The following is a 20,719-nucleotide window of genomic DNA, read 5'->3' on the forward strand; positions in this document are numbered from 1 at the left end:
CGTCGCACTGTCGTCGGTCAGTAGGTCTGATCGGCGATGACCCCTGCAACCGTCTGCAGCGACTGTTCGAGCGTCGTCAAGCCGACCGAGCCGAGCGCAAGCCGGATCGCATGCGGCACATGCGGCGACGTGGCGAACGGGTGCGCAGTCGAAACGGCGATCTTCTCGCGCCTCAAGGCCATGGCAATCGCGTCCGCGCGCACTTCCTGGGCAAGCGGAAGCCATAGAAAGTACGAGACCGGATGACCGATCCGCTTCACGCCGCTCAGCAAACGAGTGGCCATCGCCTGGCGCACCGCGGCGTCGCGGCGTTTGTCGGCCGCGAACAGGTCGACCGTGCCGTCTTCGAGCCAGCCGCATGCGATCGCCGTGAGGGTCGCCGGTGTGTTCCAGGTGGTTGCCCGGATGGTTCGCTCGAGCTTTGGAACGAAGCTGGCCGGTGCATGAATGAATCCGACACGAAGCCCGGTCGCGACGCTTTTCGACAGGCTCGACACGTAGACGGTCAACTCAGGCGCGAGCGATGCCAGCGGCAGTGGCGCGTTTTCGACAAGGAACGCGTAAGCGGCGTCCTCGATGATCAGTAGTCCGTGCCGCCGCGCAATCGCGACCAGCTCACGCCGGCGCGTCGCGCTCATCACCCAGCCGAGCGGGTTGTGCAACGTCGGCATCGTGTAGACAGCGCGTACACGCCGACGCTTGCAAAGCGCCGCCAGCGCGTCGAGGTCCGGACCGTTTCCCGCCGCCGGGACCGCGACGAGCTCCAGCCGGTTGATCTCGGCGGCCAGTTTGAATCCCGGATAGGTCAGTGAGTCCACGGCCACCACGTCGCCGGGCTCCAGCAACGCCAGCGTGGTCGTCGCCAGTCCATGCTGTGCGCCGCTCACGAGCAGGACGGTGTCGGGCGTGGCGCTCAATCCCGCTCCGGCGAGGTGGCGTGCGACGGTCGCGCGTTGGTGCTCGCGGCCGCCGTGGGGCTGGTAGCGCAGCAGCGCCGCCAGGTCGCCGGCGCCCGCGAGGTCGCGCAGTGCCGTCCTGAACGAGGCAACCTGACCGGCACTCGCCGGATAGTTGAAGCTCAGATCGACGGTGTCGGCGTCCCACGCATGCAAGTCGATCCCTTCGCCACGGGGCAGCGGCTCTTTCACGAACGTACCGCGCCCCGTTTCGCCGCTCACGAGGCCGATCGACTGAAGCTCGGCGTAGACGCGCGTGGCCGTCACCAACGCGATGCCTTCGCGCGCGGCGAGTTCGCGGTGGGTGGGCAATCTTGTTCCGGGCTGCAAGCGGCCTGCGCGGATCTCGGCCGCCAATCGATCGACGAGATGTTTGTAGCGGAGCTCGGGCATCGAAATGTATCCATGACAATTATTTGATTGTATTGATACCCGGATCTACGATGCAAATTCACCCCTGTTCAGCGAGCAAGCCATGCACATCGCCATTCTGACCTTCGACGGGTTCAACGAGCTCGACTCGCTGATTGCGCTCAACATTCTGAATCGGGTCAAAAGGCCTGGCTGGCGGGTGTCGATAGCGAGCCCGTCGTCGCATGTCCGGTCGATGAACGGTGTGGTTGTCGAAGCGCAAGCGTCGCTGGAGGAGGCAAGGGACGCGCAGGCCGTGCTGGTGGGCAGCGGCGTCCGGACGCGGGATGTGGCGGCGGATACGGGGCTGATGTCGCGGCTCGCGTTCGATCCGCAACGCCAACTGTTGGGCGCGCAATGCTCGGGGACGCTGATTCTCGCGAAGCTCGGGCTGCTCGACGGCGTGCCTGCCTGTACGGACTCAACCACGAAGCCGTGGGTCGAGGAGGCCGGCGTCGCGGTGCTCGATCGGCCGTTCGTGGCAAACCGGAACGTGGCAACGGCGGGAGGATGTTTGTCGTCGCAATACCTGGCGGCGTGGGTGATTGCGCGTCTGGAGGGCGTTGAGGCTGCGCGCAACGCGATTCACTACGTGGCGCCCGTGGGTGAAAAGGAGATCTACGTCGAGCGCGCGATGGCGAACATCGCACCGTTTCTTGCCGATGCCGGCGACCGGCAGCGCCAATCAATCGTGAGTTGAGCCGCCTCAAACCGGTTCGCTCATCAGATCCGGTATCGGATAGTTGCGCGTCAATGTGCCCATGACGATCACGATAAGCAAGCATCGCCAACGTGGCAGCTGGCATGGGCCGCGCGATCGCGCCAGGCAGTGGTCGGCCATGAACGGCCAGTCACGATGAACGCGGTATCGCCACCCCGGTACCCGTTTTCGCGCGATAAGCCGTCACTGCACACTCAGGCTTTCTGGACTTCGGTGGGCGGCGGAAAGTCGAACTGCGCGGCGAGTGCCATTCCATATGCGAAGATTCGATGATCTCCTCCCAAGGCAGCGGTCGCCCTTGCTGCAGCGGTCAGCAACAGGTTGCAGGCAGCTCGCATTGTCTCAGTGGCTCCGAGGCGATCCTTCGGACCGGACAAGGTCAAGGCGCCCGCAAGTTCGTTATTTGGACCGAGCACAGGAGCCGACACGGCCGCGGTGTCGGGATCCCGTTCTCCATAAGACAAAGCCCACAACCTTTCGCGCACGGCATCGTGACTTGCCCGGGAGGGTTTCGAAAACGCGATGAGAATCTTTCCTGACGCACCGCGATCGATTGGAAAACGCTCGCCTTCGCGGATCGACACACGTACCGACCGCGACGGCTCGACCCGATGTAAAACGACGCGATAGTCACCTTGACGTACATAGAACGATGACGTCTCTCCGGAGTCCGCAGAAAGTTGCCGGAGTACCGGCTCAATGACCTCGCGGATGTGAAACGACTCCTGGAATATCTGCGCGAGTCTGAGCGGTTCAGGACCAATCGAGTAGTTGCCGTCCTCGAGTCTGCGGATAAAACCGCCACGTTCCAGTGAACCTATTAATCGCAAGATAGTGCTTTTGTAGAAGCCAGTGCGTCGAGCGATTTCCGCAAGGGAAAGCGCACGTTCGCCCGGTTGGAAAACTCCGAGAATGGCAAACGCCCGGTCGAGTGCCGCCACGCCGCCTTTTTCGTCATCGTTCGAGGGCATTCCGAATACCGTTCTGTTAGACAGAACCATCCTAGACACTCGCTTGCCGCGCGTCAATTACGGAAGCGTCACGGGTGAAACCTTGCAAGCCATCAGCAGCAAGTCACGGCCAACAGCGGCGCTCGGCCGGCGTCATACCGGCAGGCTCGATTGGCACCTACGGATCGATGGATCCAGAAACGCGCTAAATCCCTCGCCATCGTTCTGTCTAACAGAACAATATTCCGTTAAACAGATCAATCTGGCGGGTTTACCCGCTTGATCAGCCCACGCCTCAACCGTATAGTTTTCAACAACAGAACGGCGTTCTCTTAGGCAGAACGAAAAGGAGCATATCGTGGATGTCTCTCCCTCTTTTCCAGTGCTGATCAGCGAGGTTGGTCCGCGCGACGGCCTTCAGAGCATCAAAAGCGTCATGCCAACGCAGGCGAAGTTGCGGTGGATCTCGGCACTCGCGGCAGCGGGGCTGAAAGAAATAGAAGTGGGTTCGTTCGTGCCAGCAAGACTGCTGCCCCAGATGGCTGACATACGGGAGGTCGTGGCACACGCCCTGACTATTCCCGGTCTGCACGTTGCCGTCCTTGCACCGAATCTTCGCGGTTGCCGGGCGGCGTTCGAATCCAGTGTCCACAAAGTGACCTTGCCGGTATCGGTAACCAACGAGCATTCGATGGCCAACATCCGCAAGACGACCGGCCAGATGATCGAAGAGGTCCGGCAGATCGTCGCGTTGCGAGATGGTGAGTTTCCGGGCATTGCAATCGAAGCCGGCGTTTCAGTGGCCTTCGGCTGCACGATCGCGGGCGCGGTTAGCGACGATGAGACGATCCGCATGTGTGCGGCGATGGCGGAGTGCGGTGTCGATGAAATCGGCCTGTCGGACACCAGCGGCTACGCAAACCCTACGCAGGTGCGTCGTCTGTTCCGCCGTCTGCAAAGTGAGTTCGGCAGCAAGGCGGGTGGTGCCCACTTTCACAACACACGCGGGCAAGGCTTGGCCAATGTAGTGGCGGCACTCGAGGCGGGAGTGAAGACGATCGACTCCAGCCAGGCCGGTCTTGGCGGATGTCCATATGCTCCAGGGGCGACCGGCAACATCGTGACCGAAGACCTCGCGTTTCTCCTTGAATCCATGGGACACGACACCGGGATTGACATTGATGCTCTCGTAGCAGCGCGCTCGATCCTGACCGAAGCCCTGCCCGGAGAAGCTTTATACGGACACGTTCAGGACGCCGGCCTTCCTAAGGGATTCAAGTATGCCGACGGCCGTAGCCCGAGCGCTGTGCAGCCCGACGGCTGTCTGAAGGGAGTTGCGCAATGAATGATCTGCAGCAGAATCAATCGCTGCCGTATAGCGGCGTCCGTGTGATCGAGATGACCCACATGGTGATGGGTCCTACGTGCGGGATGGTGCTCGCAGATCTCGGAGCAGAGGTGATCAAGGTGGAGCCTATTGCTGGCGACAGCACGCGTGCCCTCCGAGGTTCCGGCGCAGGCTTCTTCAGCACTTTCAACCGCAACAAGAAAAGCATCGCCGTCGACGTAAAAGATCCACGTGGGCTGGAAATCGTGCACAAGCTTCTGGGCAGCGCCGACATCTTCAGCGAAAACTTCAAGTCCGGAACGATGAACAAGCTGGGGCTTGGTTACGCCGCGCTGTCGAAGCTCAATCCACGCCTTATCTACGTCTCGCACAAAGGATTTCTCCCGGGGCCTTACGACCATCGCACGGCACTGGACGAGGTCGTGCAAATGATGGGCGGCCTCGCATATATGACGGGCCCCGAAGGACGTCCGCTGCGCGCTGGGACGAGTGTCAACGACATCATGGGCGGCATGTTCGGCGCCATCGGTGCGATGGCCGCACTCGCTCAGCGTGAACGCACGGGCCATGGTCAGGAAGTGCAGAGCGCGCTGTTCGAAAACAACGTGTTTCTCGTCGCGCAGCACATGATGCAGTTTGCAGTCACTGGCAAAGCCGCTGCGCCGATGCCAAGCCGCATCTCGGCATGGGCCGTCTATGACGTGTTCTCGGTCAAGAATGGAGAGCAGATATTTCTTGCAGTGGTGTCTGACACCCAGTGGGCGCTCTTCTGCGATGCGCTCGGGCTGGATGACCTCAAAGCGGACGAGCGGATCGCCACCAACAACCAGCGAGTCCAGGCGCGGGAGTGGTTGCTGCCCCGGTTGCGCAAGCACATGGAAGGGTTCAGCGCGGCGCAGATCAGCCAGATTTTCGAGCGGATTGGACTGCCTTACGCTCCGATCACCAAACCCCAGGATTTGTTTGACGATCCGCACCTGCTCGCCACCGGCGGACTCGCGGACGTCACGTTGCCGCCGGATGCAAGCGGAGCCGGAGAGCCTGTTAATACGAGAACCGCATTGTTGCCCTTGACCCTTGCCGGCGAACGGCTGCGTTTGCGCGCTGCGCCGCCGGCGCTCGGGCAGAACACGCAGGCGCTTCTCGAGGAGCTCGGATACACGGCCGACGACCTGAGGCAGTTGGCTGAAGCCGGCGTTGTCCGCTGTCAGGAATGGCAGCCGGGCGATCAGGCGAGCCCATCCGCAAACGAGCTTGCCAGCGCCTGAAGCCGCTGAGCGCAAGAAATCACCCGGCCGCGCCAATTCTTGCAGCGGACCGGCGAAGTTATGGAGACGACAATGACATCAATTTCCCCCGGCATGGTTTCCGACAGCCTCAACGCCAGTTCGATCGAACAGCAGGCGGTGCGCAAAGCAGCGTGGCGCTTTATTCCACTGCTCGCGCTCGCATACTTTTTCAACTATCTCGACCGTACCAGCGTTGGCTTCGCCGCTCTGACCATGAACAAGGATCTGGGGCTCACGGCGACCCAATTCGGCTGGGGCGCCGGCATCATGTTCGCGGGATATTGCATCTGTGAAGTCCCGAGCAACCTCGCCCTCTATCGCTTCGGCGCGCGACGCTGGCTTGCCCGCATCATGATCACGTGGGGCCTCATGGCTGCAGCGACCTCCTTTGCTGTGGGACCGAACAGCTTCTATGTGATTCGGCTGCTGTTGGGAATTGGTGAAGCGGGCTTCTTTCCTGGCGTGATCTTCTTCCTGGCCCTGTGGTTTCCCGCTCAATATCGCACCCGCGTGCTGGCGTGGTTCACCGTCTCCACGCCGCTTTCTTCTCTGATCGGGGCACCGCTTTCGACGTGGCTGCTCCATTTGGATGGCGTGTTGGGGCTGGCAGGCTGGAGGTGGATGTTCATCATCGAAGGATTGCCCGCGTGCGTAGTCGGCTTTCTCGTGCTCAAGATGCTCGCAGACCGACCTGCAGATGCCAAATGGCTGTCACCCGCGGAGCGCGACGCTCTTCAGGGCGCGTTTGACAGGGAAGGGTCTTCTAGCCGGAAGGAAAAGCACTTCGGTGCCGCACTCAGGGATGTGCGTGTCTACATTCTCGCGCTGATCTCCTTCGGTTTTACGATGGGATCGTATGGGATCGGCATCTGGCTGCCCCAGATGCTCAAGGCGCACGGGATGACCGTCGCTCAGACCGGATGGCTCTCTGCGGTGCCTTATTTCTTTGCCACGATCGCACTGCTGTGGTGGGCCAAACGTGTGGATCGCCGCGGAGGCGCCATTGCGAACCTTGCTGCCGGCCTGCTTATTGGTGGCGTGGCACTTGGTGTATCGACCCATTTCCACCAACTCGGGCCTGCAATGGTCGGCGTAACCCTGGCACTCATTGGCACGATTGCCGGACGAACAATCTTCTACACATTGCCCGCTCGTTTTCTATCGGGACAGGCAGCGGCTGGTGGCTTCGCCCTGATCAATTCGATTGGCGCATTGGGAGGCTTCGCCGGACCATACCTGGTCGGCTACCTCAAAGACAGTTACGGCACCTTCACGGCCGGAATGATGGGGCTTGCGATCGTGCTCGGCATCACGACTCTCTTGACCCTATCGCTGTATGCGTTCAACCGCGAGAAATGACTATGGACATGATCCATTCACGAGGCAGACGCAGGTTCCTCGCGGTTGCCGCTGCATCGGTTGCGGCCTCCGCCATCGACACCAGGTATGCGTTCGCCGCAGAGGACACGCGCAACATGAAGACGACCAGCAACTATCTCCCGGTACGCCCGGAATGGCTCGCGTCAGGAACTGAAGCCGCGATTGAGCCGGAGATGCCGATTATCGACGCGCACCATCATTTCTATGAGCGTCCCGGCTGGATCTACCTGCTCGACGACTATCTGGTAGACGTTCGCTCCGGACACAACATTACGGCGTCCGTATTCATGCAGGGGCTCACTCGCTACCGTCAGACGGGGCCGGAGGAGCTAAGACCCGTGGGAGAAACGGAGTATGTCGCGAACGCCGTTGGGGCGCTGCCCGCCGGTTCGCCACAGGTCGCAAAGGGCATCGTGGGTTACGCGGACCTTCGTCGCGGCGCTGCCGTGCAAAGCGTTCTGGACGCCCATATTGAGGCAGGCAAAGGGCGCTTCCGGGGCGTTCGGCATCTGGTCACCTGGGACGCGGATCAAACGCTGGTCAATCCGCTGTCTGCGGTTCCGCGCGGTCTGTTGCTTGACCCAAAATATCGTGAAGGTGTCGCGCAGCTGGCGCCACGCGGCCTGTCATACGACGCGTGGCTGTTCTTTCCACAAATTCCGGAACTATACGACCTCGCAAAGACTTTCCCTGACCTGCCGATCATCATTAACCATTGTGGCGGAATCGTGCGCATCGCCAGCTACGCGGACAAGCGAAACGAGGTGTTCGAAAGCTGGTCGCGGTCCATGCGTCAACTGGCACAGTTGCCGAATGTCTATGTCAAGGTTGGCGGCATGGGGATGCGGATCAACGGCTTCGACTTTGAAAAGGGTGAGCGACCGCCATCCTCTGTTGAACTGGCCGAAACCTGGAAGCCGTGGATGCATACATGCATCGAGGCATTTGGTGCGAGCCGTTGCATGTTTGAGAGCAATTTTCCTGTCGACAAAGGCTCGTACCCGTACAGCAATGGCTGGAACGCCTTCAAGCGGCTGACTGCGCAAGCCAGCGTTGGTGAACGTGCTGCGCTCTTCGGCGGGACGGCATCCACAGTGTATCGGCTTGCTTGAGCGAAATGCGAAGCACGAGCGACTAGGTGAATCTGGCGATGCGCATTCGACAATGCCGCTTCGTCCCGCATCAAAAGAAAACGCATCAACCGGGCCCACTGCGTCCAAAAAAGCGACCCACCAAACACGCAGAGAGCCCGGCACCAACCCGAGCGCCCCCTTAAAATGCGCTCTTTATGACCCCTCCGTCGGCCCGCAACGCAGCTCCCGTCGTGGCCGACGCAAGCGGACTGGCGACATAGGCCACGAGCGAGGCGACTTCCTGCGGCGTGCCGAATCGCTTGATGAGCGATGTGGGACGCACCTTCTCGAAGAACTCCTTCTCAAACGCTTCGAACGACTTGCCGTCGGCCTTGGCAAGAGACTCCACAAAATCGCCCACGCCCCGCGACTTCGTCGGTCCGGGCAGCACGCTGTTCACCGTAATGCCCGTGCCCGCAACTGCCTCCGCGAGTCCGCGCGCAACCGCCAGTTGCGCGGTTTTCGTCATCCCGTAGTGGATCATCTCTGCGGGAATCTGCACCCCGCTTTCGCTCGAAATGAAAATAATGCGGCCCCAGTCGGCCTTTTTCATCGCGGGCAAAAACAGGCGAGCGAGACGTACGCCGCTCAGGACGTTGACGTCGAAGAAACGCTGCCAGTCCGCGTCGGGAATCTCTTCAAACGGCTTCGGCTCGAAGATGCCCAGATTGTTCACGAGGATTTCCACGTTCGGATAGCGTCGTGCGAGTTCTTCTGCCGAAGCGGCCGTACTGAGGTCGCCCGCGAATCCCTGCACGTCGGTGCCGGTCTCCGCTTTCAGCTGTGCGACCACGTCATCCACGGATGACTGCGAGCGGCCGTTCACGATCACACGTGCGCCTTCCTGCGCCAACGTGCTCGCGATAGCGAAACCGATGCCGGCTGTACTGCCGCTTACGAGTGCGAGTTTGCCTGTGAGATTCAAGTCCATGAGTGAATTCCTTTCCGTGGTTGAAGTAAGTACGGCGGCGTCGAAGCTTTGATGCCGGATGCCGCCAAAGGGTTCACGTACGTGTAATGGATGCGCCACCATCGACCAGTGAGGCGGTACCGGTCACGAAGGACGAATCGTCCGAGGCGAGATAGAGCACCGACCGCGCCAGTTCTTCCGGCTTGGCGACGCGCTTCAGCGCGTGCAGCCCGGTCACGAATGCCTGCGATTCGTCGCTGTCGTTCATGCCGCGATACATCTCCGTATCCACGGCGCCCGGCAACACCGCGTTGACGCGCACGCCTTGCGCGCCGTATTCGGCGGCGAGCGCCTGCGTCAGGCCAATCAGTCCGGCCTTGCTCGCCGCGTAAGCCGCGGTACCCGGAAACGCGAACGAGTAACCGACGAACGTCGACGTGAAGATGATCGATCCGCCACCTTGCTTGAGCATTTCAGGTATCTGGTGTTTCGCTCCGAGGAACGCACTCGTTAGATTGGTCGCAAGCGCGGCGTTCCAGCCGGCTTCGGAAATGCCGGTGCTCGGGCCCATCTCGCCCAGCGTACCGGCGTTGTTGTAGGCGATATCCAGACGGCCAAAGCGCCCAACGGCAAGTTCCACCAGCGCCTTCGCAAACTCTTCCGATTGCACGTCGCCCGCCAGATATGCGGCTTCGCCACCTTCGCTTGCGATCTCCGCAGCCAGCGCTTCGAGTTCCGCCGCGCGCCGGGCGGCAATGACGACGTTGGCGCCCTCCTTCGCGAACAACTTTGCAGTAGCGCGGCCAATACCTGCACTGGCACCTGTCACGATAGCGACTTTTCCGGTCAAGCGTTGCATGTTCTCTCTCCTGATGCATTCGGCCAGTGCCCTATGCCTTGGCCCGTGGAAGCAATATAGGCTTCAGTCCCGATAGCGGAAAGGCCAAAAACATGGTCGTATCAGTCAGCTTTTGTGAATGATCGGAGTCGAGATGGACCGCTTGCGCGCCTTTGAAGTTTTCGTGACCGTGGTGAGCCGTGGCGGCTTTGGGCGCGCGGCGGAAGTACTAGGCACGTCGCCTGCCAACGTGACCCGCTATGTGAACGAACTGGAAACACACCTGGGCACGCGCCTGTTGAATCGCACGTCCCGCACGCTTTCTCTAACCGAGGGCGGCGAGACGCTGTACGCCCGCTGCAAATCCATTCTCGACGATGTCGCCGATACAGAAGGGCTGGTGTCGTCGGCGTCGGTGCAGCCACGCGGACGCCTGCGTATCAACGCGCCTGTGAGCTTCGGCATTCAATATTTGGCGCCGCTATGGCCGGAGTTCATGCGGAAATATCCCGGCATCGAAATCGACGTTGGACTGATCGACCGCATCGTCGATATCGTCGATGAAGGCTACGATCTCGCCATTCGCATTTCGCGTGCCGGTTCATCGAACCATGCAGCCCGCAAACTGGCGACATCGCAGAACATTCTGTGCGCGTCGCCGGACTATCTGGCTCGCGCGGGAGTGCCGGCGACGCCAGCGGACCTGATGGAACATCGCTGCATCGGGTACACGTATGCAGCCACCGGCGATGAGTGGCAACTGATCGATGCTGGCCGCAAGACCCACACGGTGAAGGTCGACTGTCACTTGCATACGAATAACGGCGATACAGCGCGCGCAGCAGCACTCGCCGGGCAAGGAGTGATCTGGCAACCCACATTCCTGATCGGCAACGACCTACGTGCCGGCACGCTCGTTCGCGTGTTGCCCGAGTATTGTCTGCCTGAGATCGACATACTCGCCATGTATCCGAGCCGTCGACACCTGAGCGCCAGGGTGCGGGTGATGATCGATTTCCTGGTCGATGCATTCGGCGGGACGCCGCCATGGGATCGGGACGACGAAAGCCGGACAGCCGTCACGTCGAGGGCCAGTTGAACGCGCGTCTGGAACGTGCGACCCACACATGCGGACGATGACGGTCTGCTGCCTCGTCAGTAGCCCATGTCATGCCGCAAGCCGAGCCTCGACTGACGACGACGTTCATCGCGGTTGGGAGGTCTCCATTACCGCGGCCATCGCTTCCTGGAGACGACGGCGAAGCTCACCGCGATCGCCCCTCCTTTAGCGTGGCTTTCCTCCGCCTCTATAAGGTCAGCGAGGCGAGAGCGACGGGAGCGGCGCTCGTGATCGGCCGAACAGCGCGGCGTCGAATCAGGTTCTCCCGTGTCGTCACCTGCCGTGACATCTGCAGGCATAGGCCCGTGTGATTGACGCCTGGAGTTTGTCGAAGCCATTTGATAGTCGCTCGCTGAAAGACGTACTCGCATTGAACAACTCGGCCATCGATTAGTAAAATGAATGATTTGATCAATACGATAACGGCAGAGAATGGAACTGAAGCTCTTAAGGACGTTTTTGTCCGTCGTCGAACTGCGTCATTTCGGGCGGGCGGCGGACGCTCTGCACATCAGCCAGCCGGCGTTGAGCAAGCAGGTTGGCGCACTCGAGGCGAGTCTGGGCGCGAAGCTGTTCGAACGGGGTCGTCACGGCGCAGAGTTGACGCGGTTCGGAGAAACCTTTTTGCCCGACGCACGCGCGCTCGTCGACGATGCGGACGAGATTCTCGCTCGTGCGAGAGAGGCAGGCAGCGGCAGGCGTGGGCAATTGCGAATTGGTATTTGCCTGTCGGTGCTGACAATTGCGCCGCAGATCATCGCCGACTTCCGCCAGCAATATCCGGGTGTTGCGATTGCATTGAGCGATCTGTCTTCCGATGAGCAATCTCGCCGCATTCTGTCGGGGAAGCTGGATGTGGGGTTCATGCGGGTGCTGTCGGTCGAGGGTCTTTCGTCGGTTCGCGTGATTGACGAAACATTGGCCTTGGCGTTGCCCCCCAGTTTTGAGCGAGTGCGTTTGCCTGCCGATTTCGGCAAGCTGAACGAAATGGGTTTCCTGGCGTTGCGGCGTGGGCGCGGGCCCGGACTCGCTGCTCAAGTCGACGCCTGGTGTCGCGAACAGGGCTTCGTACCCAATGTGACGCAACAAGCCGATGATGTGCAGTCCGTATTGGCATCTGTTGCCGCAGGCGTCGGCGTGGCATTTGTGCCGTCACGTGCGCAGCATTTGCTCCGGAACGCTACCGTCCTGCCGCTGCGCGGAGCGCACGCGAAGTGGCGTGTAGGGCTTGTGTGGGCGGATGCCCAGAAAAACCCGGTTACATCACGATTCGTCCCATTCGTGCGGGCCGCGTTGAAAAACCTCTAACCGTTCTTCCCGGCGTCGGCCTTGTATCGCAACCGACTTTCTGCGCATTGCATTTGCGATCAGTCCAGCTGCGCGTCAACCCGAATTCCGCCCGACCGTCCCCCGATTCCAGAACCAGGTTTCTGGGCCCTCGCGCCATGGCCAAACTTTGCCCGGTATGCGGCCGGACTCGTGAGCGCGATACGTCGGAAATGCCGGCGCATTGACTCCTCCGAGCCAAACCCTGCTAACTCGGCGACGCGGCCAATGGGTAATGCTGACTGTGCCTCAAGCATCTCACGGGCCACAGTCACGCGTTCACGCACGAGCCATTCGTATGGCGCCATGCCGGTGGCGTCATGAAATTGCCGCTGCAACGTGCGCGGACTCATTGCAGCCCGTTCTGCAAGCGAGCGCAGCGTATGCGGCAAAGCGGGATACTGGCGCACCCAATCCATCAATTTCGCGAGACGCCCGCTGTCGTCCTGCGGCATTGGACGCGGGACGAACTGCGCCTGTCCACCCTCCCGATGAGGCGGCACCACGAGCCTCTGTGCAACCCGATTTGCCACCGCTCCACCGTAATCGCGTCGCACCAGATGGAGCAGCATGTCCAGCCCCGCAGCGGAGCCCGCCGACGTGATGATCTGTCCTTCGTCCACATACAACGCATCCGGCTGCACGCGAATTTGCGGGTAGCGCTCCTGCAGTTTCGCGGCGTATCGCCAGTGGGTCGTCACAGTCTTGCCGTCGAGCACGCCGGCCGCTGCCAGCACGAACACGCCGGAGCAGATCGAGCAAAGACGCGCTCCACGGCGGTAAGCATTGCGAATCTTCTTAAGCAGTGCCTCGGGCGGCAATTCGTCCGCATCGCGCCAACCTGGCACCACGATGGTATCTGCGCGATCCAGCACCTTGAGCGTGTAGGGCGCAGCGACCGTGATGCCGCCCGCGGCGCGGAGCGGGCCTGGCTCGCTCGCGCAAACCGCGAATCGATACCAGTCGACACCGAGCTCTGGACGCTCGAGCGCGAACAGTTCGGTCACGCAGCCGAATTCGAAAGTACAAAGCCGGTCGTAAGCCAGCGCAACGACGAGATGACTGTCCATGGCGTGATGTTACCGAAGATTGACGATTGCGCCACTTATCCGGATCGCCGCTCGACGCCAGAATGGGGCTCCTGGATCAAATCGCCAGGCGCTATGTTCATCCGAGGATTTATGCAGAGTTCAAACATGTCGACTACCAACGCCGTCACCGCCGTGCCCCCAGCGGACAGCGCAGTCGCGCTTGCCCACTTCCGCGCGACGCTGCAATTCGAGACCGATTGCTCCGATGTCGCCAGCGCGCTCGCTGGCGGCACGCCCGGATTCGTGCTGCTCGATGTGCGCAGCCCGACGCTCTTCGCGCGGGGTCATGTGCCGGGCGCGGTCAATCTGCCACACGGCAAAATAGTCGAGTCCAAGTTGGTGAACTATCCGCCTGAAACGGTCTTCGTCACGTACTGCGCGGGTCCCCATTGCAACGGCGCTACGCGTGGTGCAATACGGCTTGCTTTGCTGGGGCGGCCGGTGAAAGTAATGATTGGCGGGATCACCGGATGGCTCGACGAAGGCGGCAGCCTCACTGTGAGCGAAGTGGAGTAGTGGCTTTTCTAGCTCGCCGTCAACGTTAGCTCCCGATTCGGAACGGACGATGCCTGCCCACGGCATCGTCCGACTGCTCCAGATCGCGTGGCGCGGTCATCCACCGCAAGGCCGCGCGTGTCCTCTGTAACTGCTCCTCAATAAGCCTGCTACTCGCGTCGCTCTAATCGCCCGCTCATCGCCGATTGTTGTCATCGAGACAACATGGTGAACACCTTCGCAGTGCTAGTGGCGTTCGCGGGCCCTACCTACAATGCGTCGCAGGCTCGGTCGAAAGGCGAGCAACCGAAGCGCGCGAGATTCGTGGTCGTGCTCGTGAGCCGCACCGTGCGGCTTACCCCACTTAATCAACAGGACTATTGAAGATGAGCGAAACAACCCGCAATGTGCAGTCCGTGATCGCCGGCCTTGGTAAAGAGGGTGCAGGCGAACTCGTGTCTTCCCGCTATGCCGTGCGCGTGGGCGCTGTCGACGTCGTGCTGATCAGCGACGGCGTTCTGCCGCTGCCGACCTCGACCATGTCCACCAACGTGAGCGAAGCGGACCGCAACGAATGGTTCGATGGCCGCTTCCTGCAACGTGACATGTTCGACTGGGCACTGAACGTCGCACTCGTGCGCAGCGGCGAACGCCTGATCCTGATCGACTCCGGCGTGGGCGATGGTTTCGAATACTTTTCTCGCGCCGGCCGGTCGGTGATGCGCCTGGAATCGGCTGGCATCGACCTGGCTGCAATCACCGATATCGTGATTACGCACATGCATATGGATCACGTCGGCGGACTGAATGTCGACGGCGTCAAAGCCAGGCTGCGCCCGGACGTGCGCATTCACGTATCGCGCGCCGAAGTGGAGTTCTGGAAAAATCCGGACTTCAGCAAGACGGTGATGCCGGAAACGGTTCCTCCCGCGCTGCGCAAGGCCGCTGCAAAGTTCGTCAAGCTATACAGCGAAAACATCGTACAGTTCGATCAGACCGTGGAAGTGGCGGCGGGCGTATCGGCACGCGTGACGGGTGGCCACACGCCGGGGCACTGCGTCGTGGACGTCGCATCGAACGGCGAGAAGCTGACGTTCGTCGGCGACGCGATTTTCGAAGTCAACTTCGATAATCCGCAATGGCAAAACGGCTTCGAACACGATCCTGAAGGAGCTGTGGACGTGCGCATGTCGCTGCTGAACGACGCCGCCAGAACCGGCGCTCTGGTGGCCGCAGCGCATGTCGCGTTCCCGTCGATTGGTCATATCGCAAAGAACGGCGACGGCTTCCGTTTTGTGCCGGTTCAGTGGGACTACTGATCGATAACTGACTATCGATCGTCGTCGTATAGATTGCAATGACGGGTGGCAGAAAACCGCCGCGAGTTCACGAGACTCGCGGCCGTTTTTGTGTAGAACGGGCCCGTGACGGGCAGGACGCGCCGAATCTTCACACGATAAACGATAGCGCGCGGTGCGCCGATCAGGCCTCAAGCGCGTTCGCGTTCGCTCAAAGCCCATGAGCATTAGCAATGCCACGCCGTTAGTAAGCATATCTGATCAAACAGCGGCATAGCCGGAACCTCTGCGCGTCCCCGCGGTCAATATGAAATGTCGCCCTTTTATCAGGGGATGCCAAATGACTGTCACTCAACCGGGGGCTGCGCCCCTCTCCGAAGAGGACGCGCGGCGGCAGCTGCGTCGCGCCGTCGTCGCCAGTACGATCGGTACTACGATCGAATGGTATGACTTCTTTCTCTACAGTACGGTTACGGGTCTCGTTTTCGCGAAGCTGTACTTCCCGCAATCGGATCCATTGGTCGGCACACTTCAAGCTTTCTTGATCTACGCGGTCGGCTTCATCGCGAGGCCGGTCGGTGCTGCCATTTTTGGACACTATGGCGATCGAATAGGGCGCAAGGCTACCCTGATCGTCACGCTCCTGCTGATGGGACTCGCCACATTCGCCGTGGCATTTGTTCCGACGTACGCGTCGATCGGCATCTGGGGCGCCGTGCTGCTTACCGTGCTGCGCTTCATTCAAGGCGTCGGCGTGGGTGGCGAGTGGGGCGGTTCCGTGTTGATGTCGATGGAATGGGCCCGCACCAACGCGCATCGTGGCTTCGTCGCATCGTGGCCGCAGTTTGGCGTACCCGCGGGGCTGTTCCTCGCTAATCTCGCCGTGCTGGCAATGAGCGCGATTTCGGGCGACGCCTTCGTCACCTGGGGCTGGCGTGTGCCTTTCTTTCTGAGCATCCTGCTGGTTGGTATCGGGCTTTATATCCGGCTGAACATCCTGGAGACGCCGATCTTCGCGAAGCTTCTCGCTGAGCGCAAGATCGAAAAGACACCGATGCTCGAAGTCCTGCGCCGCCAGCCGAAAGACATTCTTCTTTCGGCCGTGGCGCGTATGGCGGAGCAAGCGCCGTTCTACATTTTCACGGCCTTCGTCTTCACGTATGGCGTGACGACACTCGGGGCGTCGCGCGATCTATTGTTGACAGCGGTGCTGGCGGCTTCGGTGCTGGAATTCGGCACCATTCCGCTGTTCGGCCATATTTCCGATCTTATCGGACGTCGCCGCATGTATATGATCGGAGCCGCCGCAGCGGGCTTGTTCGGTTTCGTCTATTTCGCCATGGTCGACACCCGCAATCCGACGTTGATTTTCCTCGCGATCGTACTCTCGCTAGTGCCGCATTCGATGATGTACGGGCCTCAGGCCGCACTGATCGCAGAGTCGTTCACGGGGCGCCTGCGGTACAGCGGGGCGTCGCTCGGTTATCAACTGGCCTCGGTAATCGCGGGCGGTCCTGCGCCGCTGATCGCGACTGCACTATTCGCTTACTATCATTCCGGCTACGCAATCGCGGTTTACGTGTTCGTTTGCGGAGTGCTCAGCCTGTTCGCCGCTTCGCGACTCGGCGACTACACGAACAAGGACATTTCGCAGGAATACGACGAGCCGCGCTCGATGGGCGACCGGGGGCACGGTCATCGTCACGCCTGACTGTCAGGTGCGGCGCGGCAAAGCCCGCCGCATCGTGTAACTCGCGCTTTGCCGCCGGCGAAGCCGTTGCTGCGCTGCCGGTTTCCGACACCACGTAGTGTGAAGCGCCAACCCGTGCGTCTGTGAGATCATGCAAATCCCCATACGGATAGCGTTCTCACATGCCGACTTCCGCGTCCACCCACGGTAGTTCACTTTCGCTTGGCAGCGTCGGCACCATCCTTGCCTCGATGTTCTGCTTTGCAGTGGTCGATGCGCTGGCCAAGTCGGTTGCGCTGCAATATCCGGCCAACGAGGTCACGTTTTTCCGCATGCTTTTCGGCCTGTTTCCCGCCATTTTGCTGTGTTGCGGAGGAAGCCGGCCGCTGTCCGACCGCTTGCGGAATATCGACGTTAAAGGGCAGACCACGCGCGCGATCGCACTCCTCGGCGCCTCGGCTCTGTTCTTTGCCGGCCTGCCTTATGTGCCGCTCAGCGAAGCAGTCGCGCTTGCCTATTCGGAGACGCTGATCGTCATCGTGCTGGCCCCGCTAATGCTCAACGAGCGCTTGACGCCACGCGGCGCCGCAGCCGCAATTGTGGGTTTTCTCGGCGTACTGCTCGTGGTACGGCCCGGCGGCGCGCAGACGTCCTGGCTAGGGCCCGTGATCCTGCTGGCAAGCGCGTTTTGCGGCGCGCTCTCCATCGTCCAGATCAAACGCATTCGGCCGACCGACGACTCCGCGACCACCGTTCTCTTCTTCACGGCAATGGGCACCGTGGTCATGGGTTGCACGTTGCTCTTCAAATGGCGCACGCCTTCGGTGGACGCACTCCTCGTGATGGCTGCCCTCGGCGTCTTCGCGACCGCGGGCCAAATGCTGATGACGGTGGCCTTCCGCCGCGCGGACGCAGGCGCGCTGGCTCCGTATAACTACACGAGCATCGTCTGGGCGGCGCTTTTCGGCTATGTGCTGTGGGGCGAAACGCTAGAGCTTCTGTCGGTGGCGGGCATATTGATGATCGTGGGCAGCGCCATTGCGGTCGCGGTGCGCCGCAAAGCGCCCGAAGGACCTCTCGCCTGATGCGATGGCCTGCGGGCGCCGAATCAATGCAACTTGCGGCGACCCGGCGAATTGCGCTGCCGATGCAATTTGCACGAATTCGCCGCGATCCGCCGCCACTTTCCACTGTCGCGGGTCAAGCTACCTTGTAGCGCGGCGCCGGCGCATTGGTCGACAACAGCGAGAACATCGCGCGGCGCGCAGCCTCGTAGTCTTCCCACTTTTCAACCGCATGCAGTGACGGAATGGTGATCAGCTCGCCGCGATCGAAGCCGACCAGTGCTGCGTCGACCATGTCGTCGGCGGACATCACGATTGCCTTGTCGAGGTTTTCGAGCGGCAGGCCACCCGTTTGCCAGAACTCGGTGGCGGTTGCGCCCGGCAGAACCGCTTGCACCTGAACCCCCTTGTCGGCCAGTTCGTGCTTCAGCGACTGGCTGAAGGCCAGCACGAACGCCTTGCTGCCGCCATACACGCCGTTGAGAACCTCCGGCGCAATGGCCACGATGGACGCAATGTTGATCAACGCCCCCTTGCCACGCGCGACGAAGCCGGGCACGGCCGCATACGTGAGCCGCGTCAGCGCGCTCACATTCAGGTCGATCATGCGCTGCATTGCATCGACGTCGCTGTCGACGAGCGGCGTATGCGTGCCGACACCGGCGTTATTGACCAGAAGCGTAATGCTCGCGTCCTGTTTCAGTTTCGCTTCTACCGCTGCGAGCCCAGCTTTGTCGCCCAGATCGGCGTCCAGTATCTCGACGCTGCGGCGCGTTTCGGTCGTGATTCGACTGGACAGCGCGGCGAGGCGCTCGCGGTTACGGGCGACCAGGACGAGATCGTAGCCGCGCCGCGCGAGGCGGTCCGCGTAGATTGCACCGATGCCCGACGACGCGCCCGTAATCAGTGCAGTGCCCTTGTGTGCTTCAGTCATGATGTCACTCCTTTGCAATCAACCGTTGATGGTGTGAACGAATTCTGTCCCGTTTTGACGGCGACGCAAATGACATATATGGTTAGGTTTCAGGACATCCACTTGGACGGAGAACGGATATGCACCGCGTGGGATATTTGCTGAGCGACGGCTTTCAGGTCATGGCGATCGCCACGCAAGCTGTTTTCGAATACGCAAACCTCGTAGTGGGCGAGCCGTTCTATCAGGTGGAGAATTTTTCGCCTGCGGGCGGCGAGGTGCGTTCGTCGCTAGGTATGACCATGAGCACGAGTCCGCTCAAATCGCGCCGTCAAACGGATACGTGGATCGTTGCAGGCGTTAACGATCCGCTGGCATCGCCGGCGCCCCAAGACGTGCTCGCGTTCCTGCGCAAGACCGGGCCGCGCGCGCGGCGCATCGGCGGTATTTGCACAGGCGGCTTCGTGGTCGCTGAGGCGGGTCTGTTATCGCAGCGTCGCGCCACGACACACTGGGCTTACGCGCGTGAAATGCAGAAGCGCTTTCCCGACGTTCGCGTGGAAGACGACCGCATTTATATCGTCGACGGTCCGATCTGGACGTCGGCCGGAATGACTGCCGGGCTCGATCTCGCGCTTGCGATGGTCGAAAAAGATCTGGGCGCCGAAGTGGCGCGTTCCGTTGCGCACAAGCTCGTCATGCATCAGCGGCGCTCGGGTGGCCAATCGCAGCATTCGGAAATGCTCAACCTTGCGCCCAAGTCTGACCGCATTCAGAGCGCGTTGAACTACGCGCGTGAGAACCTGAGCCGGCCACTTACCGTCGATGAACTGGCCGATAAAGCGAACCTGAGTCCGCGGCAGTTCAGTCGTGTGTTCACGCTAGAAACGGGGCAATCGCCCGCGCGTGCTATTGAAAGCCTTCGCCTCGAAGCCGCGCGCCTGATGATCGAGCAAAGCCGGCATCCGCTCGACGTCATTGCGAAAGAGACTGGCTTTCGCGACCGCCGCCATTTGCGCGAGGCGTTCATACGCGGGTTTGGCGTGCCGCCGCAGGCGGTGCGTCGCGAAGTGCGTAGTGCAGCGTGAAAAAGACCGTGGTTCGCGGCGCAAAAGCAGAGCGAATCAGCTGACGTCGCCCGTCTCGCGTTGCGGACGGCGCACTGCGCGCACCTTCCCGCTGTTTCCGCCGCCGCAAAAGAACTGCCCGCTGCCATCGGATTCGAGACCTGACACGCCCACGCCCTCGGGCATCTCAAGGCTTTCCAGTACCTCGCCGGTACGTGGGTCGACGTGCCTCAACTCGCTTGCATCGTCTTCCCAGGTGCCGTGCCAAAGCTCGCCGTCTACCCACGTGACGCCCGTCACAAAACGGTTCGACTCGATGCTCGAAAGCACGACGCCGGTCTCGGGATCGACCTGATGGATCTTGCGCTCGCGATACTCGCCGACCCACAACGATCCCTCGGCCCATGCGAGTCCCGACGCGCCATTGCCTCCCGGCGCAGGGAGGCTCGAAAGCACGTGGCCGGTTGACGGGTCGATCTTGTGGATGCGGCCCGCGGCAATCTGAAACAGATGCTGGCCGTCGAAGGCTGTGCCCGCATCGGCGGCGATTTCGATTGCGCGCAGAGTCTCCCCGCTCGCGGGATCGAATGCGTTCAACGTCTTGCCCGTTGCAATCCAGACCTGCTGGCCGTCGTAGGTGACGCCAGCCACTTGCTGCACGTCCGGGAACGGACCGTATTCGCGGATGATAGTGGCGTTCGATCGATTCATGCTGCCAT

General features: G+C 61.2%; 19 protein-coding genes. 12 read left to right on the forward strand and 7 right to left on the reverse strand.

What is annotated here, in order from left to right; all coding sequences use genetic code 11:
* Positions 1-17: 17 nt before the first annotated feature.
* The gene (locus ACTJLB_RS15005; RefSeq protein WP_440783718.1) at positions 18-1,349 is read right to left on the reverse strand and encodes a PLP-dependent aminotransferase family protein; all 1,332 of its coding nucleotides are present in this window, start codon (positions 1,347-1,349) and stop codon (positions 18-20) included.
* 82 nt (positions 1,350-1,431) lie between these two features.
* On the opposite strand from ACTJLB_RS15005, the gene ACTJLB_RS15010 reads away from it, so the two are divergent.
* Positions 1,432-2,067 (forward strand): DJ-1/PfpI family protein, encoded by a 636-nt coding sequence (locus ACTJLB_RS15010; protein ID WP_440783719.1) that lies wholly within the window; start codon positions 1,432-1,434, stop codon positions 2,065-2,067.
* A gap of 215 nt (positions 2,068-2,282) precedes the next feature.
* Here ACTJLB_RS15010 and ACTJLB_RS15015 read toward each other — a convergent pair whose 3' ends face one another.
* Entirely contained in the window at positions 2,283-3,059 is a 777-nt protein-coding gene (locus ACTJLB_RS15015; protein ID WP_033379624.1) for an IclR family transcriptional regulator, read from the reverse strand.
* Positions 3,060-3,396: 337 nt separating this feature from the next.
* Between ACTJLB_RS15015 and ACTJLB_RS15020 the strand changes: the two genes are divergently transcribed.
* The 4 genes from ACTJLB_RS15020 (at position 3,397) to ACTJLB_RS15035 (ending at position 8,167) form a co-directional block, all read left to right on the forward strand.
* Complete coding sequence (locus ACTJLB_RS15020; protein WP_440783720.1) at positions 3,397-4,383, forward strand: hydroxymethylglutaryl-CoA lyase; 987 nt, start codon at positions 3,397-3,399, stop codon at positions 4,381-4,383.
* Positions 4,380-5,654 (forward strand): CaiB/BaiF CoA transferase family protein, encoded by a 1,275-nt coding sequence (locus ACTJLB_RS15025; protein WP_020068764.1) that lies wholly within the window; start codon positions 4,380-4,382, stop codon positions 5,652-5,654. Before ACTJLB_RS15020 ends, ACTJLB_RS15025 begins: the two co-directional genes overlap by 4 nt.
* A gap of 72 nt (positions 5,655-5,726) precedes the next feature.
* Positions 5,727-7,034 carry an MFS transporter gene (locus tag ACTJLB_RS15030; protein WP_408175751.1) on the forward strand — a complete coding sequence of 436 codons (1,308 nt, stop codon included), beginning with the start codon at positions 5,727-5,729 and terminating at the stop codon, positions 7,032-7,034.
* Positions 7,035-7,036: 2 nt separating this feature from the next.
* Positions 7,037-8,167: an amidohydrolase family protein gene (locus ACTJLB_RS15035; RefSeq protein ID WP_440783721.1), complete on the forward strand. Its 1,131-nt coding sequence runs from the start codon at positions 7,037-7,039 to the stop codon at positions 8,165-8,167.
* Between the two features lie 160 nt (positions 8,168-8,327).
* Here the strand turns inward: ACTJLB_RS15035 and ACTJLB_RS15040 are convergent, their stop codons facing one another.
* Positions 8,328-9,119: an SDR family NAD(P)-dependent oxidoreductase gene (locus ACTJLB_RS15040; protein ID WP_392394833.1), complete on the reverse strand. Its 792-nt coding sequence runs from the start codon at positions 9,117-9,119 to the stop codon at positions 8,328-8,330.
* 73 nt (positions 9,120-9,192) lie between these two features.
* The gene (locus ACTJLB_RS15045) at positions 9,193-9,957 is read right to left on the reverse strand and encodes an SDR family oxidoreductase (RefSeq protein WP_440783722.1); all 765 of its coding nucleotides are present in this window, start codon (positions 9,955-9,957) and stop codon (positions 9,193-9,195) included.
* Positions 9,958-10,090: 133 nt separating this feature from the next.
* Between ACTJLB_RS15045 and ACTJLB_RS15050 the strand changes: the two genes are divergently transcribed.
* Both ACTJLB_RS15050 and ACTJLB_RS15055 read left to right on the forward strand, forming a co-directional pair.
* Positions 10,091-11,035: a LysR family transcriptional regulator gene (locus ACTJLB_RS15050; RefSeq protein ID WP_440783723.1), complete on the forward strand. Its 945-nt coding sequence runs from the start codon at positions 10,091-10,093 to the stop codon at positions 11,033-11,035.
* Positions 11,036-11,488: 453 nt separating this feature from the next.
* A complete protein-coding gene (locus ACTJLB_RS15055) occupies positions 11,489-12,364 on the forward strand; it encodes a LysR family transcriptional regulator (RefSeq protein WP_440783724.1) in 876 nt (291 codons plus the stop codon).
* Between the two features lie 59 nt (positions 12,365-12,423).
* Here the strand turns inward: ACTJLB_RS15055 and ftrA are convergent, their stop codons facing one another.
* Positions 12,424-13,452, reverse strand: a complete 1,029-nt coding sequence (gene ftrA, locus ACTJLB_RS15060; RefSeq protein WP_440783725.1) for a transcriptional regulator FtrA — start codon at positions 13,450-13,452, stop codon at positions 12,424-12,426.
* A 126-nt stretch (positions 13,453-13,578) separates the two neighbouring features.
* Between ftrA and ACTJLB_RS15065 the strand changes: the two genes are divergently transcribed.
* The 4 genes from ACTJLB_RS15065 (at position 13,579) to ACTJLB_RS15080 (ending at position 18,041) form a co-directional block, all read left to right on the forward strand.
* Positions 13,579-13,989 carry a rhodanese-like domain-containing protein gene (locus ACTJLB_RS15065; RefSeq protein ID WP_440783726.1) on the forward strand — a complete coding sequence of 137 codons (411 nt, stop codon included), beginning with the start codon at positions 13,579-13,581 and terminating at the stop codon, positions 13,987-13,989.
* Positions 13,990-14,354: 365 nt separating this feature from the next.
* Positions 14,355-15,287, forward strand: coding sequence for an MBL fold metallo-hydrolase (locus tag ACTJLB_RS15070; RefSeq protein ID WP_440783727.1), 933 nt, complete (start codon positions 14,355-14,357; stop codon positions 15,285-15,287).
* A 319-nt stretch (positions 15,288-15,606) separates the two neighbouring features.
* On the forward strand, positions 15,607-16,977 hold the full coding sequence (locus ACTJLB_RS15075; protein WP_440783728.1) for an MFS transporter: 1,371 nt from the start codon (positions 15,607-15,609) through the stop codon (positions 16,975-16,977).
* A 161-nt stretch (positions 16,978-17,138) separates the two neighbouring features.
* Positions 17,139-18,041 (forward strand): DMT family transporter, encoded by a 903-nt coding sequence (locus ACTJLB_RS15080; protein ID WP_087751816.1) that lies wholly within the window; start codon positions 17,139-17,141, stop codon positions 18,039-18,041.
* A gap of 115 nt (positions 18,042-18,156) precedes the next feature.
* On the opposite strand, the gene ACTJLB_RS15085 is transcribed toward ACTJLB_RS15080, so the two are convergent.
* The gene (locus tag ACTJLB_RS15085; RefSeq protein ID WP_440783729.1) at positions 18,157-18,954 is read right to left on the reverse strand and encodes an SDR family NAD(P)-dependent oxidoreductase; all 798 of its coding nucleotides are present in this window, start codon (positions 18,952-18,954) and stop codon (positions 18,157-18,159) included.
* Between the two features lie 119 nt (positions 18,955-19,073).
* Here ACTJLB_RS15085 and ACTJLB_RS15090 point away from each other — a divergent pair, with 119 nt between their 5' ends.
* On the forward strand, positions 19,074-20,021 hold the full coding sequence (locus tag ACTJLB_RS15090; RefSeq protein WP_020068778.1) for a GlxA family transcriptional regulator: 948 nt from the start codon (positions 19,074-19,076) through the stop codon (positions 20,019-20,021).
* A 36-nt stretch (positions 20,022-20,057) separates the two neighbouring features.
* Here the strand turns inward: ACTJLB_RS15090 and ACTJLB_RS15095 are convergent, their stop codons facing one another.
* Positions 20,058-20,711: a Vgb family protein gene (locus ACTJLB_RS15095; RefSeq protein ID WP_440783730.1), complete on the reverse strand. Its 654-nt coding sequence runs from the start codon at positions 20,709-20,711 to the stop codon at positions 20,058-20,060.
* Positions 20,712-20,719 lie beyond the last annotated feature (8 nt).

This window comes from Paraburkholderia sp. 22098 (assembly GCF_052045935.1).
GTDB lineage: Bacteria > Pseudomonadota > Gammaproteobacteria > Burkholderiales > Burkholderiaceae > Paraburkholderia > Paraburkholderia caledonica.

Excerpts from the sequence above, each read along its gene's own strand:
- ACTJLB_RS15010 (WP_440783719.1), top strand. The coding sequence starts at position 1,432 with ATGCACATCGCCATTCTGACCTTCGACGGGTTCAACGAGCTCGACTCG.
- ACTJLB_RS15075 (WP_440783728.1), top strand. The coding sequence starts at position 15,607 with ATGACTGTCACTCAACCGGGGGCTGCGCCCCTCTCCGAAGAGGACGCG.
- ftrA (WP_440783725.1), bottom strand. The coding sequence starts at position 13,452 with ATGGACAGTCATCTCGTCGTTGCGCTGGCTTACGACCGGCTTTGTACT.
- ACTJLB_RS15090 (WP_020068778.1), top strand. The coding sequence starts at position 19,074 with ATGCACCGCGTGGGATATTTGCTGAGCGACGGCTTTCAGGTCATGGCG.
- ACTJLB_RS15040 (WP_392394833.1), bottom strand. The coding sequence starts at position 9,119 with ATGGACTTGAATCTCACAGGCAAACTCGCACTCGTAAGCGGCAGTACA.
- ACTJLB_RS15095 (WP_440783730.1), bottom strand. The coding sequence starts at position 20,711 with ATGAATCGATCGAACGCCACTATCATCCGCGAATACGGTCCGTTCCCG.
- ACTJLB_RS15080 (WP_087751816.1), top strand. The coding sequence starts at position 17,139 with ATGCCGACTTCCGCGTCCACCCACGGTAGTTCACTTTCGCTTGGCAGC.
- ACTJLB_RS15085 (WP_440783729.1), bottom strand. The coding sequence starts at position 18,954 with ATGACTGAAGCACACAAGGGCACTGCACTGATTACGGGCGCGTCGTCG.
- ACTJLB_RS15015 (WP_033379624.1), bottom strand. The coding sequence starts at position 3,059 with ATGCCCTCGAACGATGACGAAAAAGGCGGCGTGGCGGCACTCGACCGG.
- ACTJLB_RS15035 (WP_440783721.1), top strand. The coding sequence starts at position 7,037 with ATGGACATGATCCATTCACGAGGCAGACGCAGGTTCCTCGCGGTTGCC.
- ACTJLB_RS15065 (WP_440783726.1), top strand. The coding sequence starts at position 13,579 with ATGTCGACTACCAACGCCGTCACCGCCGTGCCCCCAGCGGACAGCGCA.
- ACTJLB_RS15005 (WP_440783718.1), bottom strand. The coding sequence starts at position 1,349 with ATGCCCGAGCTCCGCTACAAACATCTCGTCGATCGATTGGCGGCCGAG.
- ACTJLB_RS15050 (WP_440783723.1), top strand. The coding sequence starts at position 10,091 with ATGGACCGCTTGCGCGCCTTTGAAGTTTTCGTGACCGTGGTGAGCCGT.
- ACTJLB_RS15055 (WP_440783724.1), top strand. The coding sequence starts at position 11,489 with ATGGAACTGAAGCTCTTAAGGACGTTTTTGTCCGTCGTCGAACTGCGT.
- ACTJLB_RS15025 (WP_020068764.1), top strand. The coding sequence starts at position 4,380 with ATGAATGATCTGCAGCAGAATCAATCGCTGCCGTATAGCGGCGTCCGT.
- ACTJLB_RS15045 (WP_440783722.1), bottom strand. The coding sequence starts at position 9,957 with ATGCAACGCTTGACCGGAAAAGTCGCTATCGTGACAGGTGCCAGTGCA.
- ACTJLB_RS15070 (WP_440783727.1), top strand. The coding sequence starts at position 14,355 with ATGAGCGAAACAACCCGCAATGTGCAGTCCGTGATCGCCGGCCTTGGT.
- ACTJLB_RS15030 (WP_408175751.1), top strand. The coding sequence starts at position 5,727 with ATGACATCAATTTCCCCCGGCATGGTTTCCGACAGCCTCAACGCCAGT.